Origin of the sequence: Pseudoxanthomonas sp. SE1 (assembly GCF_029542205.1) — a bacterium.
In the GTDB taxonomy this organism is placed as follows: domain Bacteria; phylum Pseudomonadota; class Gammaproteobacteria; order Xanthomonadales; family Xanthomonadaceae; genus Pseudoxanthomonas_A.
In genome coordinates, this window is the sequence record NZ_CP113783.1 from 3,786,255 (window position 1) to 3,803,024 (window position 16,770).

Sequence of the window (16,770 nt, forward strand, 5' to 3'; positions counted from 1 at the left end):
GTCCATCGAAGGAACGGCCGGCGTACCGGCCGCTCCCGGGGGCTGCATCAGAACGTGAAGCGGAGTGTCGCGGCGTAGCGGCGGTCGTTGACGTACCAGGACGTGATGCGCTTGCCGGCACCGTTCTGGTCCATCAGCGTGCGCTGCTCGGCGTTGTTGAGGTTGTTCATCTCAAGGCCGAACTGCACGTTGTCGGAGAAGCGATAGAAGATCGATCCGTCGAGCTGGCCGAAGCTGTCGCTGTACACCGGCAGCTTCCACGGGATGCCGCCATCGCCGCCGTTGTAACCGTTCGGGCCGATCGACAGCAGGTACTCGCTGCGCCAGTTGTAGGCCAGGCGGATCTGCCACGGTCCCTTCTCGTAGAACGCCGCGACGTTGTACGAGTTCTTCGACAGTCCATCGGCCGGCAGGTCGCCGAACAGCGATCCGTCGGTGTCGACGGGCACCGCGTTGGAGGCGGCCGGGATGCTCGTCGAGCTGTCGATGTAGGTGTAGTTCGCCGACATGCCCAGGCCATCGAACGGCGCCGGCAGGAAATCGAAGAACTGGTTCCAGCCGATTTCTGCGCCCTGGATCTTGGCCTTGCCGACGTTGACCAGGCGGGACACGCGATAGTCGTAGTCGTTGCCGTCGATGCCCGGGTAGGCGACCAGCTCCGTCTGTTGGCGGAAATAGTCCTTGATGTCCTTGTAGAAGAAGTTCACCCAGGCCATGCCGCCGCTATCCGGTGCGAAGTACCACTCCAGCGACAGATCGAACTGGTTGGCCTCCATCGGCTTCAAGTAAGGGTTGTCGGTGGAGCTGCCGGTGAGCTCCAGGTCCTCCGGGCCGAGTTGGTCGCCCGGCTCCGGATTGACGCCGTCGCGGACGGCCACGCTGAGCACCTGGTAGGCCTGCATGTCGCTGAAGGCCGGACGCGCGATGGCCTTGGACGCGGCGAAGCGGACGACCCAGTTCTCCCTCGGCTCCCACTTCACGTTCGCGCTGGGCAGCACGTCGGTGTACGAGTTCTCCGCGGAAATCGGCTCCGACTGACCCGTGCCCAGGTACGGCGCGAACGCGTTGTTCGGATACACCAGGTAGCCCTCGGCGCTGTTTTCGGTGCGCACCACGCGTACGCCGACGTTGCCGTCGATGCGCGCTTCGTCCATCGCGAAGTTCAGCATCGCGTAGGCGGCGTAGGTCTTCTCGTTCTGTACGTTACCCCACTGCGGATCGGACAGGTTGCGTGGCGTGATCTGGCCGTAGCAACAGGTGTAGTACGGAGTGGCTGCGCCGTGGATGTCGAGGTAGCTGTTAGGGAAGCCCAGCGCGGTGGCCAGCACCGGCGAGTAGAACGATCCCGGCGTGGACGCGCCGCCGCGATAGAAATTATCGAAGGTGATCAGGTTGGTCAGGCTGGAATTGACCGTGCCATTGAGGTCGAGCCCCGGCAGCGCGCCGCCGGGCAACGCCCATCCCTGCATCCAGGGCTGGAACACCGGCTGCCAGTCGTAGCCGGTGTCGATGCTGTGCGCATCGCGGTCGGTGACGCGCACGCCGAACTTCACCGAATCGAAGACGTTGCTGTCGAAGCTGTGCTTCAGGTCCGCGCGCCAGGCGACTTCGTCGGCGGTGTTGTCGTCCTGGTGGTCCATCGTGAACCCCCAGTAGTAGTTCGCGGGGTTGGCGGTGAACTGGTTGTCGACACCGATGCGCGGCACGCCGTGGCCCAGGTCGATGTCGATGTAGGGCACGTTGAGGCCCAGCGATACGGTGGAATCCAGCGCCTCGGTATTCGCCTTGATGTACTGCAGGTCGGTGGAGAACTCGGTGCGGTCGCTGAACAGCCACTTCAGGCCGAACGAGTAGTCGGTGGTGTCGGACTTGCGGTGCGAGGCGCGGATGTCCGTGCCCATCGGGATGTCGCCGTTCGAACGCAGCCGGCCCGACACGAACACGTTGCCGTCGAATTCGTAAGGCTGGCTGGCATCGACGCGCACCTGCAGCGGATCGTTGGAGACGAAGATCGCGTCTTCGTACCAGAGCTCGTCGTATCGGCTCTGGAAGGCGGTGGCGAACAGCTCCAGGTTGTCGTTCGGCCGCCATTGCAGGGCGACGTAGGCGCCCTGGCGCTCGCGCTCGTACTCCAGCGTGCGCCAGTCGGCGCCGCGGGGCAGCCACAGGTTCTCGTTGGTGCCGTCGTTGTCGAGGTCCGAGTTGGCCGTGTTGAAGAACGGCCGCACGAACATGCCATCGGTGCGTGTCGCCAACTCGGAATGGGCCAGGTTGACCAGGATGCCGAACTCGCCTGCGTCAGTGTCCCAGCGATTGCTGAAGAGCACCGAACCCGCGGGCTTGACCTGCTCGGCGAAGTCACCGCGGTTGGCGCTGAACGACATGCCGAAGCGGCTGCCTTCGATGTCGAACGGCATGAACGTGCGCAGGTCGACGCTGCCGCCGAGACCACCCTCGATCATGTCCGCCTTCTGGTTCTTGTAGACGTCGACGCCGGCCATCAGCTCGGCGGGCACGTCCTGGAAACTCAGCGCCCGGCCGCCGGACGCGGAGAAGCTGTCGCGACCGTTCAACTCGGAGCGCACCTGGGTCAGGCCGCGCACCTGCACACCGCCGCCTTCGGCGGAGAAATGCTCCGGATCGCCAACCGTCAGGAAGCGATCGATGGTCACGCCGGGGATGCGCGACAGTGTTTCCGTGACGCTGCGGTCGGGCAATGCGCCGATGTCGAGCGCGGTGACCGAGTCGACGAACGTGTCGGCGTCGCGCTTGATGTCCTGCGCCCGGTAGACGGAGCCGCGGATACCGGTGACGACGACGGCATCAAGTTCGGTAGCGGCCTCTTCCTGTTGCGTGGCGGGCGCGGTGTCCTGCGCGTACGCAGGCGCGGCCAGCATCATGGCGATGCCCAGGGCGAGGACGGTGGGTTGCAGCTTGCGGCCATCGGAGCGGACGGCACGGACGGCCGCCGCAGGGCGGCGCTGGAGCGTTGACATGGATGTTCCCTCCCAGGACACATGACAAGCGATTGAGTTGTGGTCCCGATCCGCGGACGTCTTCGCGTCTTTCGGCCGGATGAAGCATGTGGCGGCTGCGGCTCCGGCCGCGGTCGTCGGTGGTGCGGATCCATCCGTGGCGGATGTCAGGGCGGCGAAAGGCATCTGGCCCGACCCGGACAATCAACCGGCGGCCGTGGGACCGCTCTTTGTGACTGCGGCGGGAGCATAGGCGGCGCTGACATGCCGTACCAATGAAATATTGATCACCAGCTATATCGAACCCGAATAGCTCGGCCGGCTCAGCCCGGGGGACCCTCACCCGGGGGCGATGCGCCTGCGGGACGCGGCGGCTCCGGTTCGGCATACAGGCGGCGGGCAGTCGCCCGCAGCGCCTCCAGCACGCGCTCGGCGCCTGGCGACAGCAGCTGGTCGCGGCGGCGCACGATGCCGAAGAACTCCATGCGCACCCCCAGCTCGATCGGCAGCACGCACATCTGGCCGGTCTGCAGGTACGGGCCCACGGATTCGGCCGGCAGCGCGGTGAGCATGTCGCTGTGCCGCAGCAGGTGGATGATCACCGGAAGCGAGGCGGTCTCCACGATGTTCTGCGGCGGTGGCTGGCCGTGCTCCAGGAACACCGCGTCCAGCCGCGAGCGCAGCACGCTGGCGGCCGGCGGCATGATCCAGCCGTAGTCGACCAGATCGGCGTGGGTGATGCGCGGGCGCCGGGTGAGCGGATGCCCGGCGCGCACGATGACGGCGTGCGGCTCGTCCGCCAGCGGCTCGAAGTCCAGCTCGCCTGCGCCTTCCGGGCCCATGATGCGACCGATGACGATGTCCAGTTGCCCATCCAGCAGCTTGGCGACCAGGGGCCGGCTGTAGTCCATTTCGACCTTGATGAGGATGTCGGGGAAGTCGCGCTTCACCGCCGCAACCGCCTGGGGAACCAGGGTGGTGCCCGGGTTCACCACCGTGCCGATGGACGCCTGGCCCATCCGCCCGCTGCGCAGCGCGGCGATCTCGTCGTGGGCACGACCGATCTCCGACAGCGCGGAGCGCGCCCGGCGGATCAGTACCTGGCCATACCAGGTGGGCTCCACGCCGCGCGCGTGACGCTCGAACAACGGCACGCCCAGCAGGCTTTCCATTTCCGCCAGCAGCTTGGACGCGGCAGGCTGGGTCATGTTGGCGGCCTCGGCGGCACGCAGCACCGACCGCTGCTCGTACAGGTGCAGCAGCAGGGTGAGATGGCGGGTCTTGAGCCGGGTGGCGCCGAACCAGCCGGTGGTGGGTTGGACCATGGGAACCTCCGGGCGAATGAGCTATTCGCACTGGGAATAGCCTATGACAAAAATTTCATTTGTCGTACATAGATGCCCACGCGAGGCTATGCCACGCTTCAAGGGCGGGCTGGCCGGGACTCCGGGCCGCCCGCCACGGCGTCACCCGCGGACGGCCGGCACAGGCCCGCCGCATGGTGATTCCGCATCCGATCCACGCCGGGAGGAGGGCCCCATGGCGACATCGCAGTCCGACGGCACCCCGCGTGCCGGCGCCATCGTCGCGTCCACGCCACCCGCAAGCGGACATCCGTGAGCACGCGACTGTCCGGCAAGATCGCCATCGTCACCGGCGCCGCCAGCGGCATCGGCGCGGCGACCGCGCGCCTGTTCGCCCGCGAGGGCGCCACCGTCATCGGGCTCGATCGGCAGCCGGCGACCTCCACCGACGCGGGCGTCACCCACCACCTCGCCGACATCACGGATGCCGCCGCCGTCGATGCCGTCGTGCAGTCCGTGCGCGCACGGCATGGCCGCATCGATGCGCTGGTGAACAACGCCGGCGCCGACGTGTTCGCCGAGCCGCTGTCGCTGTCGGACGAAGACTGGGAACGCTGCTTCGCGCTGAACCTCAAGGGTGCATGGCACCTGTGTCGCGCGGTGCTGCCGGCCATGCTGGCGCAGGGTGCAGGCTCCATCGTCAACATCGCCTCGGTACACGGGCACAAGATCATCGCCGGCTGCTTCCCCTATCCGGTGGCCAAGCACGGCCTGATCGGCCTGACCCGTTCGCTCGGCATCGAGTACGCCGCGCACGGCATCCGGGTGAATTCGATTTCGCCCGGCCTGATCCTGGTGCCGCGCATCGAAGCCTGGTTCGAACGCGAGCCCGGCACGCGCGAGAAACAGACCGCGCTGCTGCCGCCGCAACGCATCGGCACGCCGGAGGAAGTGGCCTATACCGCGCTGTTCCTTGCCAGCGACGAAGCCCGCTTCATCAACGCCACCGACATCACCATCGATGGCGGCCGTTCGCAGGTCTATCACGACTGAGCGCATGGACAGCCCACCCCTCCCCTTCGCCCTGCCGCTGATCGCGATCCTGCGCGGCATCACGCCCGCCGAGGTACCCGCGCATGTCGGCGTGCTGGTGGCGGAAGGCTACGACGCGATCGAGATACCGGCCAATTCGCCGGACTGGGAACACAGCGTACGCATCGCCGTGGACGCCTTCGGCCAGCGCGCGATGATCGGCGCCGGCACCGTGCTGACGACCGCGGATGTCGATGCACTGGTCGCCGCCGGCGGGCGCCTGATGGTCACGCCGAACACGCGTCCGCCGGTGATCCGGCACGCGATCGAACGCGGCCTGCAGGTCGCCGCCGGCTTCGCCACCGCGAGCGAAGCCTTCGACGCACTCGATGCCGGCGCGCAGATGCTGAAGCTGTTCCCCGCATCCGTCTACGGACCGGCGATGGTGCGCGCGCTGCGCAGCGTGCTGCCGCCGGTTCCCCTCTTCGCCGTCGGTGGCGTCACGCCCGACACCCTCTCCGGCTACCTCTCAGCCGGCTGTCAGGGCGCCGGCATCGGCGGCGAACTCTACAAGCCCGGCCAACCGGTCGAACGCACGCGCGAACACGCGCGGCGTTTCCGGCAGGCCTACCTGGACCACGCCGCATGAAGATCGTCCGCCTCAGCACCTACCATGCCGCACCGCGCTGGTTGTTCCTCAAGGTGGAAACCGACGAAGGCATCACCGGCTGGGGCGAGCCGGTCATCGAAGGTCGCGCGCACGCCGTGGAAGCGGCCGTACACGAACTGTCCGACTACCTGATCGGCCAGGATCCGGCACGCATCAACGATCTGTGGCAGGTGCTCTATCGCGGCGGCTTCTATCGCGGCGGCGCCATCCTGATGAGCGCCATCGCCGGCATCGACCAGGCGCTGTGGGACATCAAGGGCAAGGCGTTGGGCGTGCCGGTGTACCAGCTGCTCGGTGGCCTGGTGCGCGACCGCATGAAGACCTACCGCTGGGTCGGCGGCGACCGCCCCGCCGACATCGTCGCGCAGATGCGGACGTACCAGGCGCAAGGGTTCGACACGTTCAAGTTCAACGGCACCGAGGAACTCAAGCTGATCGACAGCCCGCGCGCGATCGACGCGGCGGTGGCCAAGGTCGCCGCGATCCGCGACGCGATGGGCGACCGCGTCGACTTCGGCATCGACTTCCACGGCCGTGTCAGCGCGCCGATGGCGCGCGTGCTGCTGCGCGAACTGGCGCCGTTCAAGCCGCTGTTCGTCGAGGAGCCGGTACTGCCCGAGCAATGGGAGTACTACCGCCCGCTGTCCGATGCGACCTCGATCCCGTTGGCCGCGGGCGAGCGCATGTACTCGCGCGCCGAGTTCAAACCGGTGCTCGCCGCCGGCGGACTGGCGATCCTGCAGCCCGACCTGTCGCATGCCGGCGGCATCACCGAGTGCGTGAAGATCGCGGCGATGGCCGAAGCGCATGACGTCGCGCTGGCACCGCATTGCCCGCTGGGCCCGGTGGCGCTGGCGGCGTGCCTGCAGGTGGACTTCGTGTCGCACAACGCAATGCTGCAGGAACAGAGCATCGGCATCCACTACAACACGGGCGCCGACCTGCTGGACTACGTGCTCAACAAGGAGGATTTCCGCTGCGACGGCACCGGCAGCATCGCCGCGCTGCCCAAACCCGGGCTGGGCGTGGAGATCGACGAAGAACGCCTGATCGAAGCGCACCGGCAGCCGCCGCGCTGGCGCAACCCGCTGTGGCGGCATGCCGATGGCAGCGTGGCCGAGTGGTGACGCCGTGACGACGGCGCTGGCGACCCTGGTCGTCGACAGCCGCTGCGCACTGGGCGAAGGCATCCTGTGGTGCGACCGCCGGCGCGTCCTGTACTGGACCGACATCCTCGCCGCCGAACTGTGGCGGCACGATCCCGACAGCGGGCACACGCATACCTGGTCGCTGCCCGCGCCGCTCGGCTGCCTGGCACTGGGCGAAGACGGACGCCTGCTGCTGGGCCTGGCCAAAGGCCTGTACGCGAGTGATGTCGAAGCGCAGCTGTCCAGCCGCGAACTTTCCCTCGACAAGCTGGCCGACGTCGAAGCCGACGACCCGATGACCCGCATCAACGACGGCCGCGCGGATCGTCACGGCGGCTTCGTGTTCGGCACGAAGAGCGAACACGCCGACCTGCGTCCGGCCGGCCGCTTCCACCAGTACACGGCCACGCATGGCCTGCGTGAACTCGCGCTGCCGCGCGTGGCCATCCCGAATTCGATCTGCTTCGATGCCACCGGCACGCGGATGTATTTCTGCGACTCGGTGACGCCGCGGATCCTGCATTGCAGCTACGACGCGGCGACCGCCAGCGTGTCCGACATCGCGGTGTTCGTCGACCTCGACCTGACCGGCGCGGAGCCGGATGGTTCCATCGTCGATGCCGAAGGCGCGCTGTGGAATGCACAGTGGGGCGCGGGCCGCGTGGTGCGCTACCTGCCGGATGGCCGGATCGACCGCATCGTGGCGGTCCCCGCACCGCAGCCTTCTTGCTGCGTGCTGCACGACGACACGCTCTACATCACCAGCGCCCGCGTCGGACTGGATGCCGCCGCGCTGGCGATGCACCCGCTGTCGGGGGGCGTGTTCGCCCATCGCAACGAACGTCGTCTCGCCCGCGATATCGACCGGGTGCGGCTGCCATGATCGCCGTGGACTGGGGCACCAGCACCCTGCGCCTGTACCGCATGGCCGACGATGGGCAGGTCCGCGAGCGCCGTCGCAGCGACCACGGCGTGATGGCCTGCGGTGGACGCTTCGGCGACGTGCTGGCGCAGGAGATCGCCGGTTGGGACGACACCGACGTCCTGCTGTGCGGGATGGTCGGCGGTCGCGGCGGCTGGCACGAGATGCCCTATCTGCCCTGCCCCGCCGGCAACCATGCGCTGGCGCTGGGCATGCAGCGCTTCCAGCCTCCGGGCTTCGACGAGCGGGCGCTGTGGCTGGTCCCGGGATTGCGGGACAACGATTCCGATACCGTGCCCGACGTGATGCGCGGCGAAGAGACGCAACTGGCGGCATTGCTGGACGTGCTGCCCGGCGGCACGCACCTGGTCTGCCTGCCCGGGACGCACAGCAAATGGGTCACGGTGCGCGACGGCAGGGTGCAGCGGATCGCGACCGCGATGACCGGCGAGCTCTACGCGGTCCTGCGCCAGCACAGCATCCTGGGACGCCTGATGCCGGTCGGCGACGTGCGCTTCGACGGCTATGCGTTCGACGCCGGCCTCAAGCGCAGCGCGGACGCAGGCGGCCTGCTGCACCATCTGTTCGGGGTCCGTACCACCGGCCTGTTCCAGCAGCTCGCCGAGCCGGCGCTGCCGTCGTACCTGTCCGGCCTGCTGATCGGCCATGAACTGCGCGCGTCGGGCCTGTTTTCGCACGCACCGCGTCCTGCACAGGTCCACCTGGTCGGCAACGACCGCCTGCTGGCGTCCTATGCGCATGCGCTGACCACGCTGGGCGTCGGCGTGCAGCGACACCCGGAAGACCTGGCCGCACGCGGGCTGCATGCGCTGTGGTCACGGCGCACGAGCGCCGCCACCACCACTTGAGGAAGCAAACCATGTTGACACGTTGCGCACTGGCGGTGATGGGCATTCTTTCGATGGCGTCCGCATGCGCGGGGGATGCCGTCTTCCGCGAGGTGCGCTATGCGGGCGACGATGGTGGCCCGCCCATCGACACCACGCAGTTCCGCAACCCGGTGGTGGCCGGCTTCTATCCGGACCCGTCCGCCATCCGCGTCGGCGACGACTTCTATCTCGTCACCTCGACATTCGGCTATTTCCCTGGCCTGCCGATCTTCCACAGCACCGACCTGGTGTCGTGGACGCAGATCGGCAACGCGATCCACCGCCCTGGCCAGATCGACTACGGCGACAAGGAAGAACTGACGCGCGGCCTCTTCGCCGCCACCCTGGCCCACCGCAACGGCACGTTCTACGTGGCCAACACCTGCTTCTACTGCGACCGTGGCAATTTCGTGGTCACCGCGAAGCATCCGGCAGGCCCGTGGTCGGACCCGATCTGGCTCGGGGCGAGCGGCATCGACCCTTCGCTGTTCTTCGATGACGATGGCAGCGCCTGGGTGGTGCACAACGACGTGCCCGATGGAAAGCTGCGCTATGACGGCCACCGCGCGGTCTGGCTGCAGCGCTTCGACTTCGACAGGCGCGAACGCGTGGGCGAACGCATCCTGCTGGTGGACGGCGGCGCCGACCCGTCGACGAATCCCGAGCACGTCGAAGGGCCGCACATCTTCAAGCACGACGGCTGGTACTACCTGACCGCCGCCGAGGGCGGCACCGGCGAGCAGCACGCGCAGATGGTCTGGCGCAGCCGCACGCTGACGGGTCCGTACGCGGCATTCCCGGGCAATCCGTCGCTGACCCAGCGCGATCTCGACCCGAAACGCGCCGATCCGGTGACGTCCACCGGGCATGCGCAGTTCGTGCAGCTGAAGGACGGCTCCTGGTGGGCAGTCTTCCTTGCCACACGTCCGTACCGCGGCAACCAGTACAACCTGGGCCGCGAGACCTTCCTGTTGCCGGTCACGTGGCAGGACGGCTGGCCGGTGATCCTGCCGCGCGGCGAACGCGTGCCGGTGGTCGTGAAGCGCCCGGACCTGCCGCGCAATCCACAGCCGCTGCCGACCACCGGGCCGATCGAATGGAGGGAGCGCTTCGATGCGCCGGCGCTGCCGCTGTCGTGGATGACGCTGCATCCGCCGGAGACGAAGTGGTACACCACCGGCGCAGAGGGTCTGACGCTCTCGCCCGGCGTGATGCCGCTCGGCGGATTCGGCGCCACGCCCGGCCAACCGTCCTATGTCGCGCACCGTCTTCAGCACCACAACGCCACGCTGGAAACGACGATCGCCTCGTTCGATCCCGCGCCCGGGGAGCTGGCCGGACTCGCGCTGATCCAGAACGAATACGGTCACTACGTGCTCGGTGTCGAACGCGACGCGCGTGGCGTGGCGGTGTCGCTGTACCGGCGCAGCAGCCGCGAGGGCGCGAAGGAAGGCGAACGGCTGGCGCGCATCCCGCTGGATGCGAGCGCCATGCCGATCACGCTGCGCTTCCGCCTCGACGGCCCGCGCCTGGATGCCGATTACGCGCTGGCACCAGGCGAGTGGACATCCGTCGCCTCCGGCCTGGATGCGAGCCTGCTGAGCGTGGAGACCGCGGGCGGTTTCATCGGCAACACGTTCGGACCGTACGCGGTCCGCCGCTGACCACGCCATCACGGGAAGCCACATGCCAGGTACCTCGCGTCGCGGATTGTTCAAAGCCGGCCTCGCCGGCTTGGCCGCATGGCCGCTGGCATCACGCGCTGCGGCGACCACCGCCTGTGCGCCGTCGCTGCCACCGCACGCCACCGGCATCGAAGGCCAGCGCAAGGCCGATCTCGGCGACGGCACCTATCTCAATCCCGTCGTCGCGGGCGACCGCCCGGATCCCACGATCCTCAAGGACGGCAACGACTACTACATGACGTTCTCGTCGTTCGATGCCTATCCCGGCCTGGTGATCTGGCATTCCACCGACCTGGTCAACTGGACGCCGCTCGGACCCGCATTGCACACGCCCGTCGGCACCGTCTGGGCCGTCGATCTCTGCAAGCATGGCGACCGCTACTTCATCTACCTGCCTTCGTTGGCGAAAGGCGGGGCGTGGAAGATCCACGTCATCTGGGCCGACGACATCCGCGGCCCCTGGAGCGAACCGGTCGACCTGCACATCGATGGCTGCATCGATCCCGGCCACGCGGTCGGCGAAGACGGCCGGCGCTATCTGTTCGTCAACGGCATCCGCAAGGTGCGGCTCACCGACGATGGCCTGGCGACCGACGGCATGCTGGAGCATGCATACAGCCCGTGGCGTTATCCGGACGACTGGATCACCGAGAACTTCGCGCCGGAAGGCCCCAAGCTGACGCGCCGCGGCGACTGGTTCTACCTGGTCACCGCGGTGGGCGGCACCGCCGGCCCGGTCACCGGCCACATGGTGATCGCCGCACGCTCGCGTTCGATCCACGGCCCATGGGAGCACTGCCCGCACAACCCGCTGGTACGCACGCAGGACGCGTCCGAACCCTGGTGGTCGCGCGGCCACGCAACACTCGTCGACGGTCCAGCCGGTGACAGCTGGATGGTCTACCACGGCTACGAGAACGGGTACCGCACGCTCGGGCGGCAGACGCTGCTGGAACCGATCGAATGGACGGACGACGGCTGGTTCCGTGCGCGTGGCGGCGATCTGTCGAAACCGTTGCCGGCTCCACGGAATGGCAAAGTCGGCATCGCCGGTGTCGCGCTGTCCGATGATTTCTCGACCGACCGGCTCGGCACGCAATGGGCCTTCCACGCGCCCCGGCCTGACGAGATGCAGCGCATCCGCTACGGAACGCGATCGCTCCGCCTCGCCGGCGCCGGCACATCGCCTGCCGATGGCAGCCCGCTGGCCTGCATCGTCGGCGACCGTGCCTACCAGGCCGAGGTCACGCTGACGCTGGTGGGAGAAGGCGAAGGGGGCCTGCTGCTGTTCTACAACCCGAAGGCCTTCGTCGGGCTCGGCTTCACGCCATCAGGATTGCGCGTGTTCCAGTACGCCGAAGAACAGACCTGGGCACGGCAGTCGCTGCCGAGCCGGCGCGTGCGCCTGCGCCTGACCAACGACGACCACGTGGTGACCTGGCACCACTCGCACGACGATGGCCGCACATGGACGCGGCTGGACACGCGGATGGAAGTTTCCGGCCTGCATCACAACGTGTTCGGCGGTTTCCTCAGTCTCCGGCTGGCGCTCTACAGTGCCGGCACGGGTGCGGTCGAGTTCAGCGACTTCCGCTACCGCGCGCTCGCCTGAGGCGCGTCACGTCGCGTCGTCGGTTGCGTTGGCGCGATCGTTCTCGCGCATCTCGTACCACATGCCATTGAGGATGGCGAAGCTGGCCGCGAGGCTGACGCCGAGTATCCAGGAGAAGTACCACATGGTCGTTCCTCAGTAGGCGTTGTGGTTCTGTTCCAGGCTTTCCGGGCTTACCTTGCCGCGTAGCACGCGGTAGACCCAGGCGGTGTACAGCAGCACCAGCGGCAGGAACACGACGGTAGCCACCAGCATCACGAACAGCGTCAGGTGGCTGGAAGAGGCATCCCACAGTGTCAGGCTGGATGCGGGATGGGTGGAGGACGGCAGCAGGAACGGGAACACCGCCAGCCCTTCGGTCAGGATGATGCCGGCGATGGCGAGCGCGGAGGCGAGGAAGGCCGCCATGCCGCGCCCGGCACGCAACAGTGCCGCCGCGGCCAATGACCCCGCCACGCCCAGTACCGGGAAGAGCCAGGTCCAGGGCATGGCCTGGTAGTTGGCCATCCAGCCGCCGCGCGCACTGGTCACCTGCTTGAACAGCGGATTGGACGCGGCGTCGGTCACGGCAGCCCCGACCACGGCGTAACCGTCCACGCCCCTCGCCACCCACACGCCGGCCAGCACGAACAACACCGCCGTCGCCACCGCCGCCAGCGAGCCGAGGCGCCGCGCACGCATCGCCACCGGCCCGTCCGTCTTGAGCACCAGCATGCTGGCGCCATGAGCCACCAGCATGGCGACGCTGACCAGGCCGCACAGCACCGCGAACGGCGACAGCAGCGCGAAGAAGCCGCCGCTGTAGTGGATGCGCAGCGTGTCGTCGAAATGGAACGGCACGCCCAGCAGCACGTTGCCCATGGCCACGCCGAACACCAGCGCGGGCACGAAGCCACCGACGAACAATGCCCAGTCCCACACCGCGCGCCAGCGCGGGTCTTCCACCTTGCTGCGGAACTTGAAGCCGACGGGGCGCAGGATCAGCGCGAACAGGATCAGGAACATCGCCAGGTAGAAGCCCGAGAAGCTGACCGCGTACAACGCCGGGAACGCCGCGAAGATCGCGCCGCCGCCCAGGATCAGCCACACCTGGTTGCCTTCCCAGACCGGGCCCACCACATTCAGCACCAGCCGGCGTTCGGCGTCGGTGCGCGCCACCGCCGGCAGCAACGTCCCGACGCCGAGATCGAAGCCGTCCATCACGGCGAAGCCGATCAGCAGGATGCCCAGCAGCAGCCACCAGATCAGGCGCAGGGTCGCGTAGTCGAGGGGAATCGTGTCCATGTCGTCCTCCTGTCAGGCCACGGTCGTGGACGCGGGCGCCAGCGGCGCGCCTGCCTGGTCGGGTCGCCGCTCGCCACCGGGTACGTCATCCGGCCCTTTCAGGATCACCTTGCGCAACAGGTACACGTCGATGATCGCCAGCGTGGTGTAGACCAGCACGAAACCGGTCAGCGAGATGACGACCTGGTGCAGTTGCAGCCCCGATGCCGCCATGAAGGTCGGCAGCACGCCATCGATGGCCCAGGGCTGCCGTCCGTACTCGGCGATCAGCCAACCGGCTTCGATCGCCAGCCAGGGCAGTGGCAGGCTGTAGAGCGCCAGTTTCAGGAACCACGGGTACCTGTCCAGTTTCTGCACCGTCGCCAGCCAGAATGCCAGCGCGAAGAACGCGATGAAGTAGAAGCCGATGCCCGCCATCAGGCGGAAACTCCAGAACAGCGGCGCCACGCGCGGGATGGTGTCGGCCGCGGCGCGCGTGATCTCCGCGTCGGTGGCGCTGCCGATGTCCTCGCGGTATCGCTTCAGCAGCAGCGCATAGCCCATGTCGCGCCAGTGCTGATCGAACACCGCCTTCGCCTGCACATCCTCGCGGTTGGCGCGCAACTGCTGCAGCGCCGCGTAGGCCAGCTGTCCGTTGCGGATGCGTCCCTCGGCGCGTTCGACGAGCTCTCCGATGCCGGGGATTTCGGTGTTGAACGAGCGCGTGCCGATCAGGCCCATCACCCACGGGATGTGCACGGCGTACCGGTTGGCGCGCGCCTCCTGGTCGGGAATCGCGAAGGCGGTGAATCCCGCCGGCGCCGGCTCGGTCTCCCACATCGCCTCGATGGCGGCCAGCTTCATCTTCTGGTTCTCGCCGGCCACGTAGCCGCTCTCGTCGCCCAGCACCACCACCGACAGCGACGCGGCCAGGCCGAAGCTGGCCGCCACCGCCATCGAGCGCTTGGCCAGGTCCGCATGGCGTCCGCGCAGCAGGTAGAACGCGCTGATCGACATCACGAACACCGCGCCCAGCACGTACCCTGCGCTGACGGTGTGCACGAACTTCGCCTGCGCCACCGGGTTGAACAGCACCGCCGCGAAGTCGGTGACCTCCATCCGCATGGTGACGGGATTGAATTCGGCGCCCACCGGATACTGCATCCAGCCGTTGGCGATCAGGATCCAGAGCGCGGAGAAATTGGTGCCCAGCGCCACCAGCCACGTCACCATCAGGTGCTTCACGCGCGACAGCCTGTCCCAGCCGAAGAAGAACAGGCCGATGAAGGTCGCTTCCAGGAAGAACGCCATCAGGCCTTCGATGGCCAGCGGTGCGCCGAAGATGTCGCCCACGTAATGGCTGTAGTAGGACCAGTTCATGCCGAACTGGAACTCCATCACGATGCCGGTGGCCACGCCCATGGCGAAGTTGATGCCGAACAGCGTGCCCCAGAACATCGTCATGCGGCGCCAGATGTCGCGCCCCGTCATCACGTAGACGCTCTCCATGATCGCGATCATGAAGGACAGCCCCAGCGTCAGCGGCACGAACAGGAAGTGGTACATCGCCGTCAGCGCGAATTGCAGACGGGACAGTTCGACAACGGTCATGTCCGGCATGGCGTAGGGGCTCCCGGGTGTCCGTGGTGGATTCTAGACCCCCCCCATCGCAAAGGGGGGTGACCTTCTGTCGCACCCCTCTTCGCGCGGCCCTGCGGCATCCTGCGCGCCCCGCCGCCGACCGGCTGTCGGGAAAGGGTTGATCCTGATCAATGCGGGCCCCCTGAATGGACCCGAGAATCCACCGTACCAGAATAGGAGAGGCCGCATGCAAGGCGTCCAGGGGACTTACAACGACAAGGTGGTGCGGCAGTTCACGGTGATGACCGTGGTCTGGGGCATCGTGGGGATGCTGGTGGGGGTGCTGATCGCGGCCCAGCTTTACTGGCCGGCGCTGAGTTTCGACCTGCCATGGCTCAGCTACGGTCGCCTGCGCCCCCTGCACACCAATGCGGTGATCTTCGCGTTCGGCGGCTGCGCGCTGTTCGCCACCAGCCTGCATGTGGTGCAGCGGACCAGCCACGTGCGGCTGCTCTCCGACAAGCTGGCCGCCTTCGTGTTCTGGGGCTGGCAGCTGGTGATCGTGTTGGCGGCTGTCTCGCTGCCGCTGGGCCTGACCCAAGGCAAGGAATACGCCGAACTGATCTGGCCGATCGACGTGCTGATCGCGGTGGTCTGGGTGTCCTACGCGGTGCTGTTCTTCGGCACCATCGCCAAGCGTGCGGTCAAGCACATCTACGTGGCCAACTGGTTCTTCGGCGCCTACATCATCGCGGTGGCGCTGCTGCACATCGTCAACAGCCTGGCGCTGCCGAGCAGCCTGCTGCACTCCTACCCGGTCTACAGCGGCGCGGTCGATGCGATGGTGCAGTGGTGGTACGGCCACAACGCGGTGGGTTTCTTCCTGACCGCCGGCTTCCTGGGGATGATGTACTACTTCGTGCCGAAGCAGGCCGGCCGCCCGGTCTACTCCTATCGACTGTCGATCGTGCACTTCTGGGCGCTGATCGCCATCTACATGTGGGCCGGCCCGCACCACCTGCACTACACGGCGCTGCCGGACTGGGCGCAGAGCCTGGGCATGGTGTTCTCGCTGATCCTGCTGGCGCCCAGCTGGGGCGGCGCCATCAACGGCGTGATGACGCTGTCGGGCGTGTGGCACAAGCTGCGCACCGACCCGATCCTGAAGTTCCTGATCGTCTCGCTGTCGTTCTACATGATGTCGACCTTCGAAGGTCCCATGATGTCGATCAAGACGGTCAACTCGCTGAGCCACTACACCGACTGGACCATCGGCCACGTGCACGCCGGTGCGCTGGGCTGGGTGGCGATGATCACCATCGGTTCGGTCTACGCGATGCTGCCCAAGCTGCTGGGCCGCGAGCAGATGTTCTCCATCAAGGCCATCGACACGCACTTCTGGCTGCACACGCTGGGCGTGGTGTTCTACATCGCCTCGATGTGGATCGCCGGCGTGATGCAGGGCCTGATGTGGCGCGCCACCAACGCCGACGGCACGCTGACCTACAGCTTCGTCGAAGCGCTCAACGCCACCTATCCCTACTACCTGGTCCGCCTGGGCGGCGGCCTGCTGGTATTCGTCGGCATGCTGCTGATGGCCTGGAACACCTGGAAGACCTTCCAGGCGGCCAGGTCCACCGCACCGCAGCCGATCCTGCCGCCCGATGCCAGCCAAGCGCGCGCCTGAG

13 protein-coding genes are annotated in these 16,770 nt (G+C 67.4%); 8 read left to right on the forward strand and 5 right to left on the reverse strand.

Annotation, left to right across the window (positions count from 1 at the left end; genetic code table 11):
- Positions 1-47 precede the first annotated feature (47 nt).
- Together OY559_RS17830 and OY559_RS17835 are read right to left on the reverse strand one after the other, a co-directional pair.
- Positions 48-2,996 (reverse strand): TonB-dependent receptor, encoded by a 2,949-nt coding sequence (locus OY559_RS17830; RefSeq protein ID WP_277727618.1) that lies wholly within the window; start codon positions 2,994-2,996, stop codon positions 48-50.
- Between the two features lie 302 nt (positions 2,997-3,298).
- Positions 3,299-4,300, reverse strand: coding sequence for a LysR family transcriptional regulator (locus OY559_RS17835; RefSeq protein ID WP_277727619.1), 1,002 nt, complete (start codon positions 4,298-4,300; stop codon positions 3,299-3,301).
- 291 nt (positions 4,301-4,591) lie between these two features.
- Here OY559_RS17835 and OY559_RS17840 point away from each other — a divergent pair, with 291 nt between their 5' ends.
- Genes OY559_RS17840 through OY559_RS17870 form a run of 7 tightly spaced genes read left to right on the forward strand, consistent with a single transcriptional unit; the run spans position 4,592 to position 12,238 of the window.
- Positions 4,592-5,332: an SDR family oxidoreductase gene (locus tag OY559_RS17840; RefSeq protein WP_277727620.1), complete on the forward strand. Its 741-nt coding sequence runs from the start codon at positions 4,592-4,594 to the stop codon at positions 5,330-5,332.
- A 4-nt stretch (positions 5,333-5,336) separates the two neighbouring features.
- On the forward strand, positions 5,337-5,960 hold the full coding sequence (locus OY559_RS17845; RefSeq protein WP_277727621.1) for a 2-dehydro-3-deoxy-6-phosphogalactonate aldolase: 624 nt from the start codon (positions 5,337-5,339) through the stop codon (positions 5,958-5,960).
- Positions 5,957-7,108, forward strand: coding sequence for a galactonate dehydratase (gene dgoD / locus OY559_RS17850; protein WP_277727622.1), 1,152 nt, complete (start codon positions 5,957-5,959; stop codon positions 7,106-7,108). The genes OY559_RS17845 and dgoD overlap by 4 nt, the downstream gene beginning before the upstream one ends.
- A gap of 4 nt (positions 7,109-7,112) precedes the next feature.
- Complete coding sequence (locus OY559_RS17855) at positions 7,113-8,012, forward strand: SMP-30/gluconolactonase/LRE family protein (RefSeq protein WP_277727623.1); 900 nt, start codon at positions 7,113-7,115, stop codon at positions 8,010-8,012.
- Positions 8,009-8,920, forward strand: coding sequence for a 2-dehydro-3-deoxygalactonokinase (locus OY559_RS17860; RefSeq protein ID WP_277727624.1), 912 nt, complete (start codon positions 8,009-8,011; stop codon positions 8,918-8,920). The genes OY559_RS17855 and OY559_RS17860 overlap by 4 nt, the downstream gene beginning before the upstream one ends.
- Before the next feature lie 11 nt (positions 8,921-8,931).
- The gene (locus OY559_RS17865; protein WP_277727625.1) at positions 8,932-10,605 is read left to right on the forward strand and encodes a glycoside hydrolase family 43 protein; all 1,674 of its coding nucleotides are present in this window, start codon (positions 8,932-8,934) and stop codon (positions 10,603-10,605) included.
- A 22-nt stretch (positions 10,606-10,627) separates the two neighbouring features.
- Positions 10,628-12,238: a family 43 glycosylhydrolase gene (locus OY559_RS17870; protein WP_277727626.1), complete on the forward strand. Its 1,611-nt coding sequence runs from the start codon at positions 10,628-10,630 to the stop codon at positions 12,236-12,238.
- A 6-nt stretch (positions 12,239-12,244) separates the two neighbouring features.
- Here OY559_RS17870 and cydX read toward each other — a convergent pair whose 3' ends face one another.
- From cydX to OY559_RS17885, 3 genes are read right to left on the reverse strand one after another with little or no spacing between them, the layout of a single operon-like run.
- The gene (gene cydX, locus OY559_RS17875; RefSeq protein ID WP_277727627.1) at positions 12,245-12,364 is read right to left on the reverse strand and encodes a cytochrome bd-I oxidase subunit CydX; all 120 of its coding nucleotides are present in this window, start codon (positions 12,362-12,364) and stop codon (positions 12,245-12,247) included.
- Positions 12,365-12,373: 9 nt separating this feature from the next.
- Positions 12,374-13,522 carry a cytochrome d ubiquinol oxidase subunit II gene (cydB, locus tag OY559_RS17880; protein WP_277727628.1) on the reverse strand — a complete coding sequence of 383 codons (1,149 nt, stop codon included), beginning with the start codon at positions 13,520-13,522 and terminating at the stop codon, positions 12,374-12,376.
- Positions 13,523-13,534: 12 nt separating this feature from the next.
- Positions 13,535-15,121, reverse strand: coding sequence for a cytochrome ubiquinol oxidase subunit I (locus OY559_RS17885; RefSeq protein ID WP_277727629.1), 1,587 nt, complete (start codon positions 15,119-15,121; stop codon positions 13,535-13,537).
- A 208-nt stretch (positions 15,122-15,329) separates the two neighbouring features.
- On the opposite strand from OY559_RS17885, the gene ccoN reads away from it, so the two are divergent.
- On the forward strand, positions 15,330-16,769 hold the full coding sequence (gene ccoN / locus OY559_RS17890; RefSeq protein WP_277727630.1) for a cytochrome-c oxidase, cbb3-type subunit I: 1,440 nt from the start codon (positions 15,330-15,332) through the stop codon (positions 16,767-16,769).
- Position 16,770 lies beyond the last annotated feature (1 nt).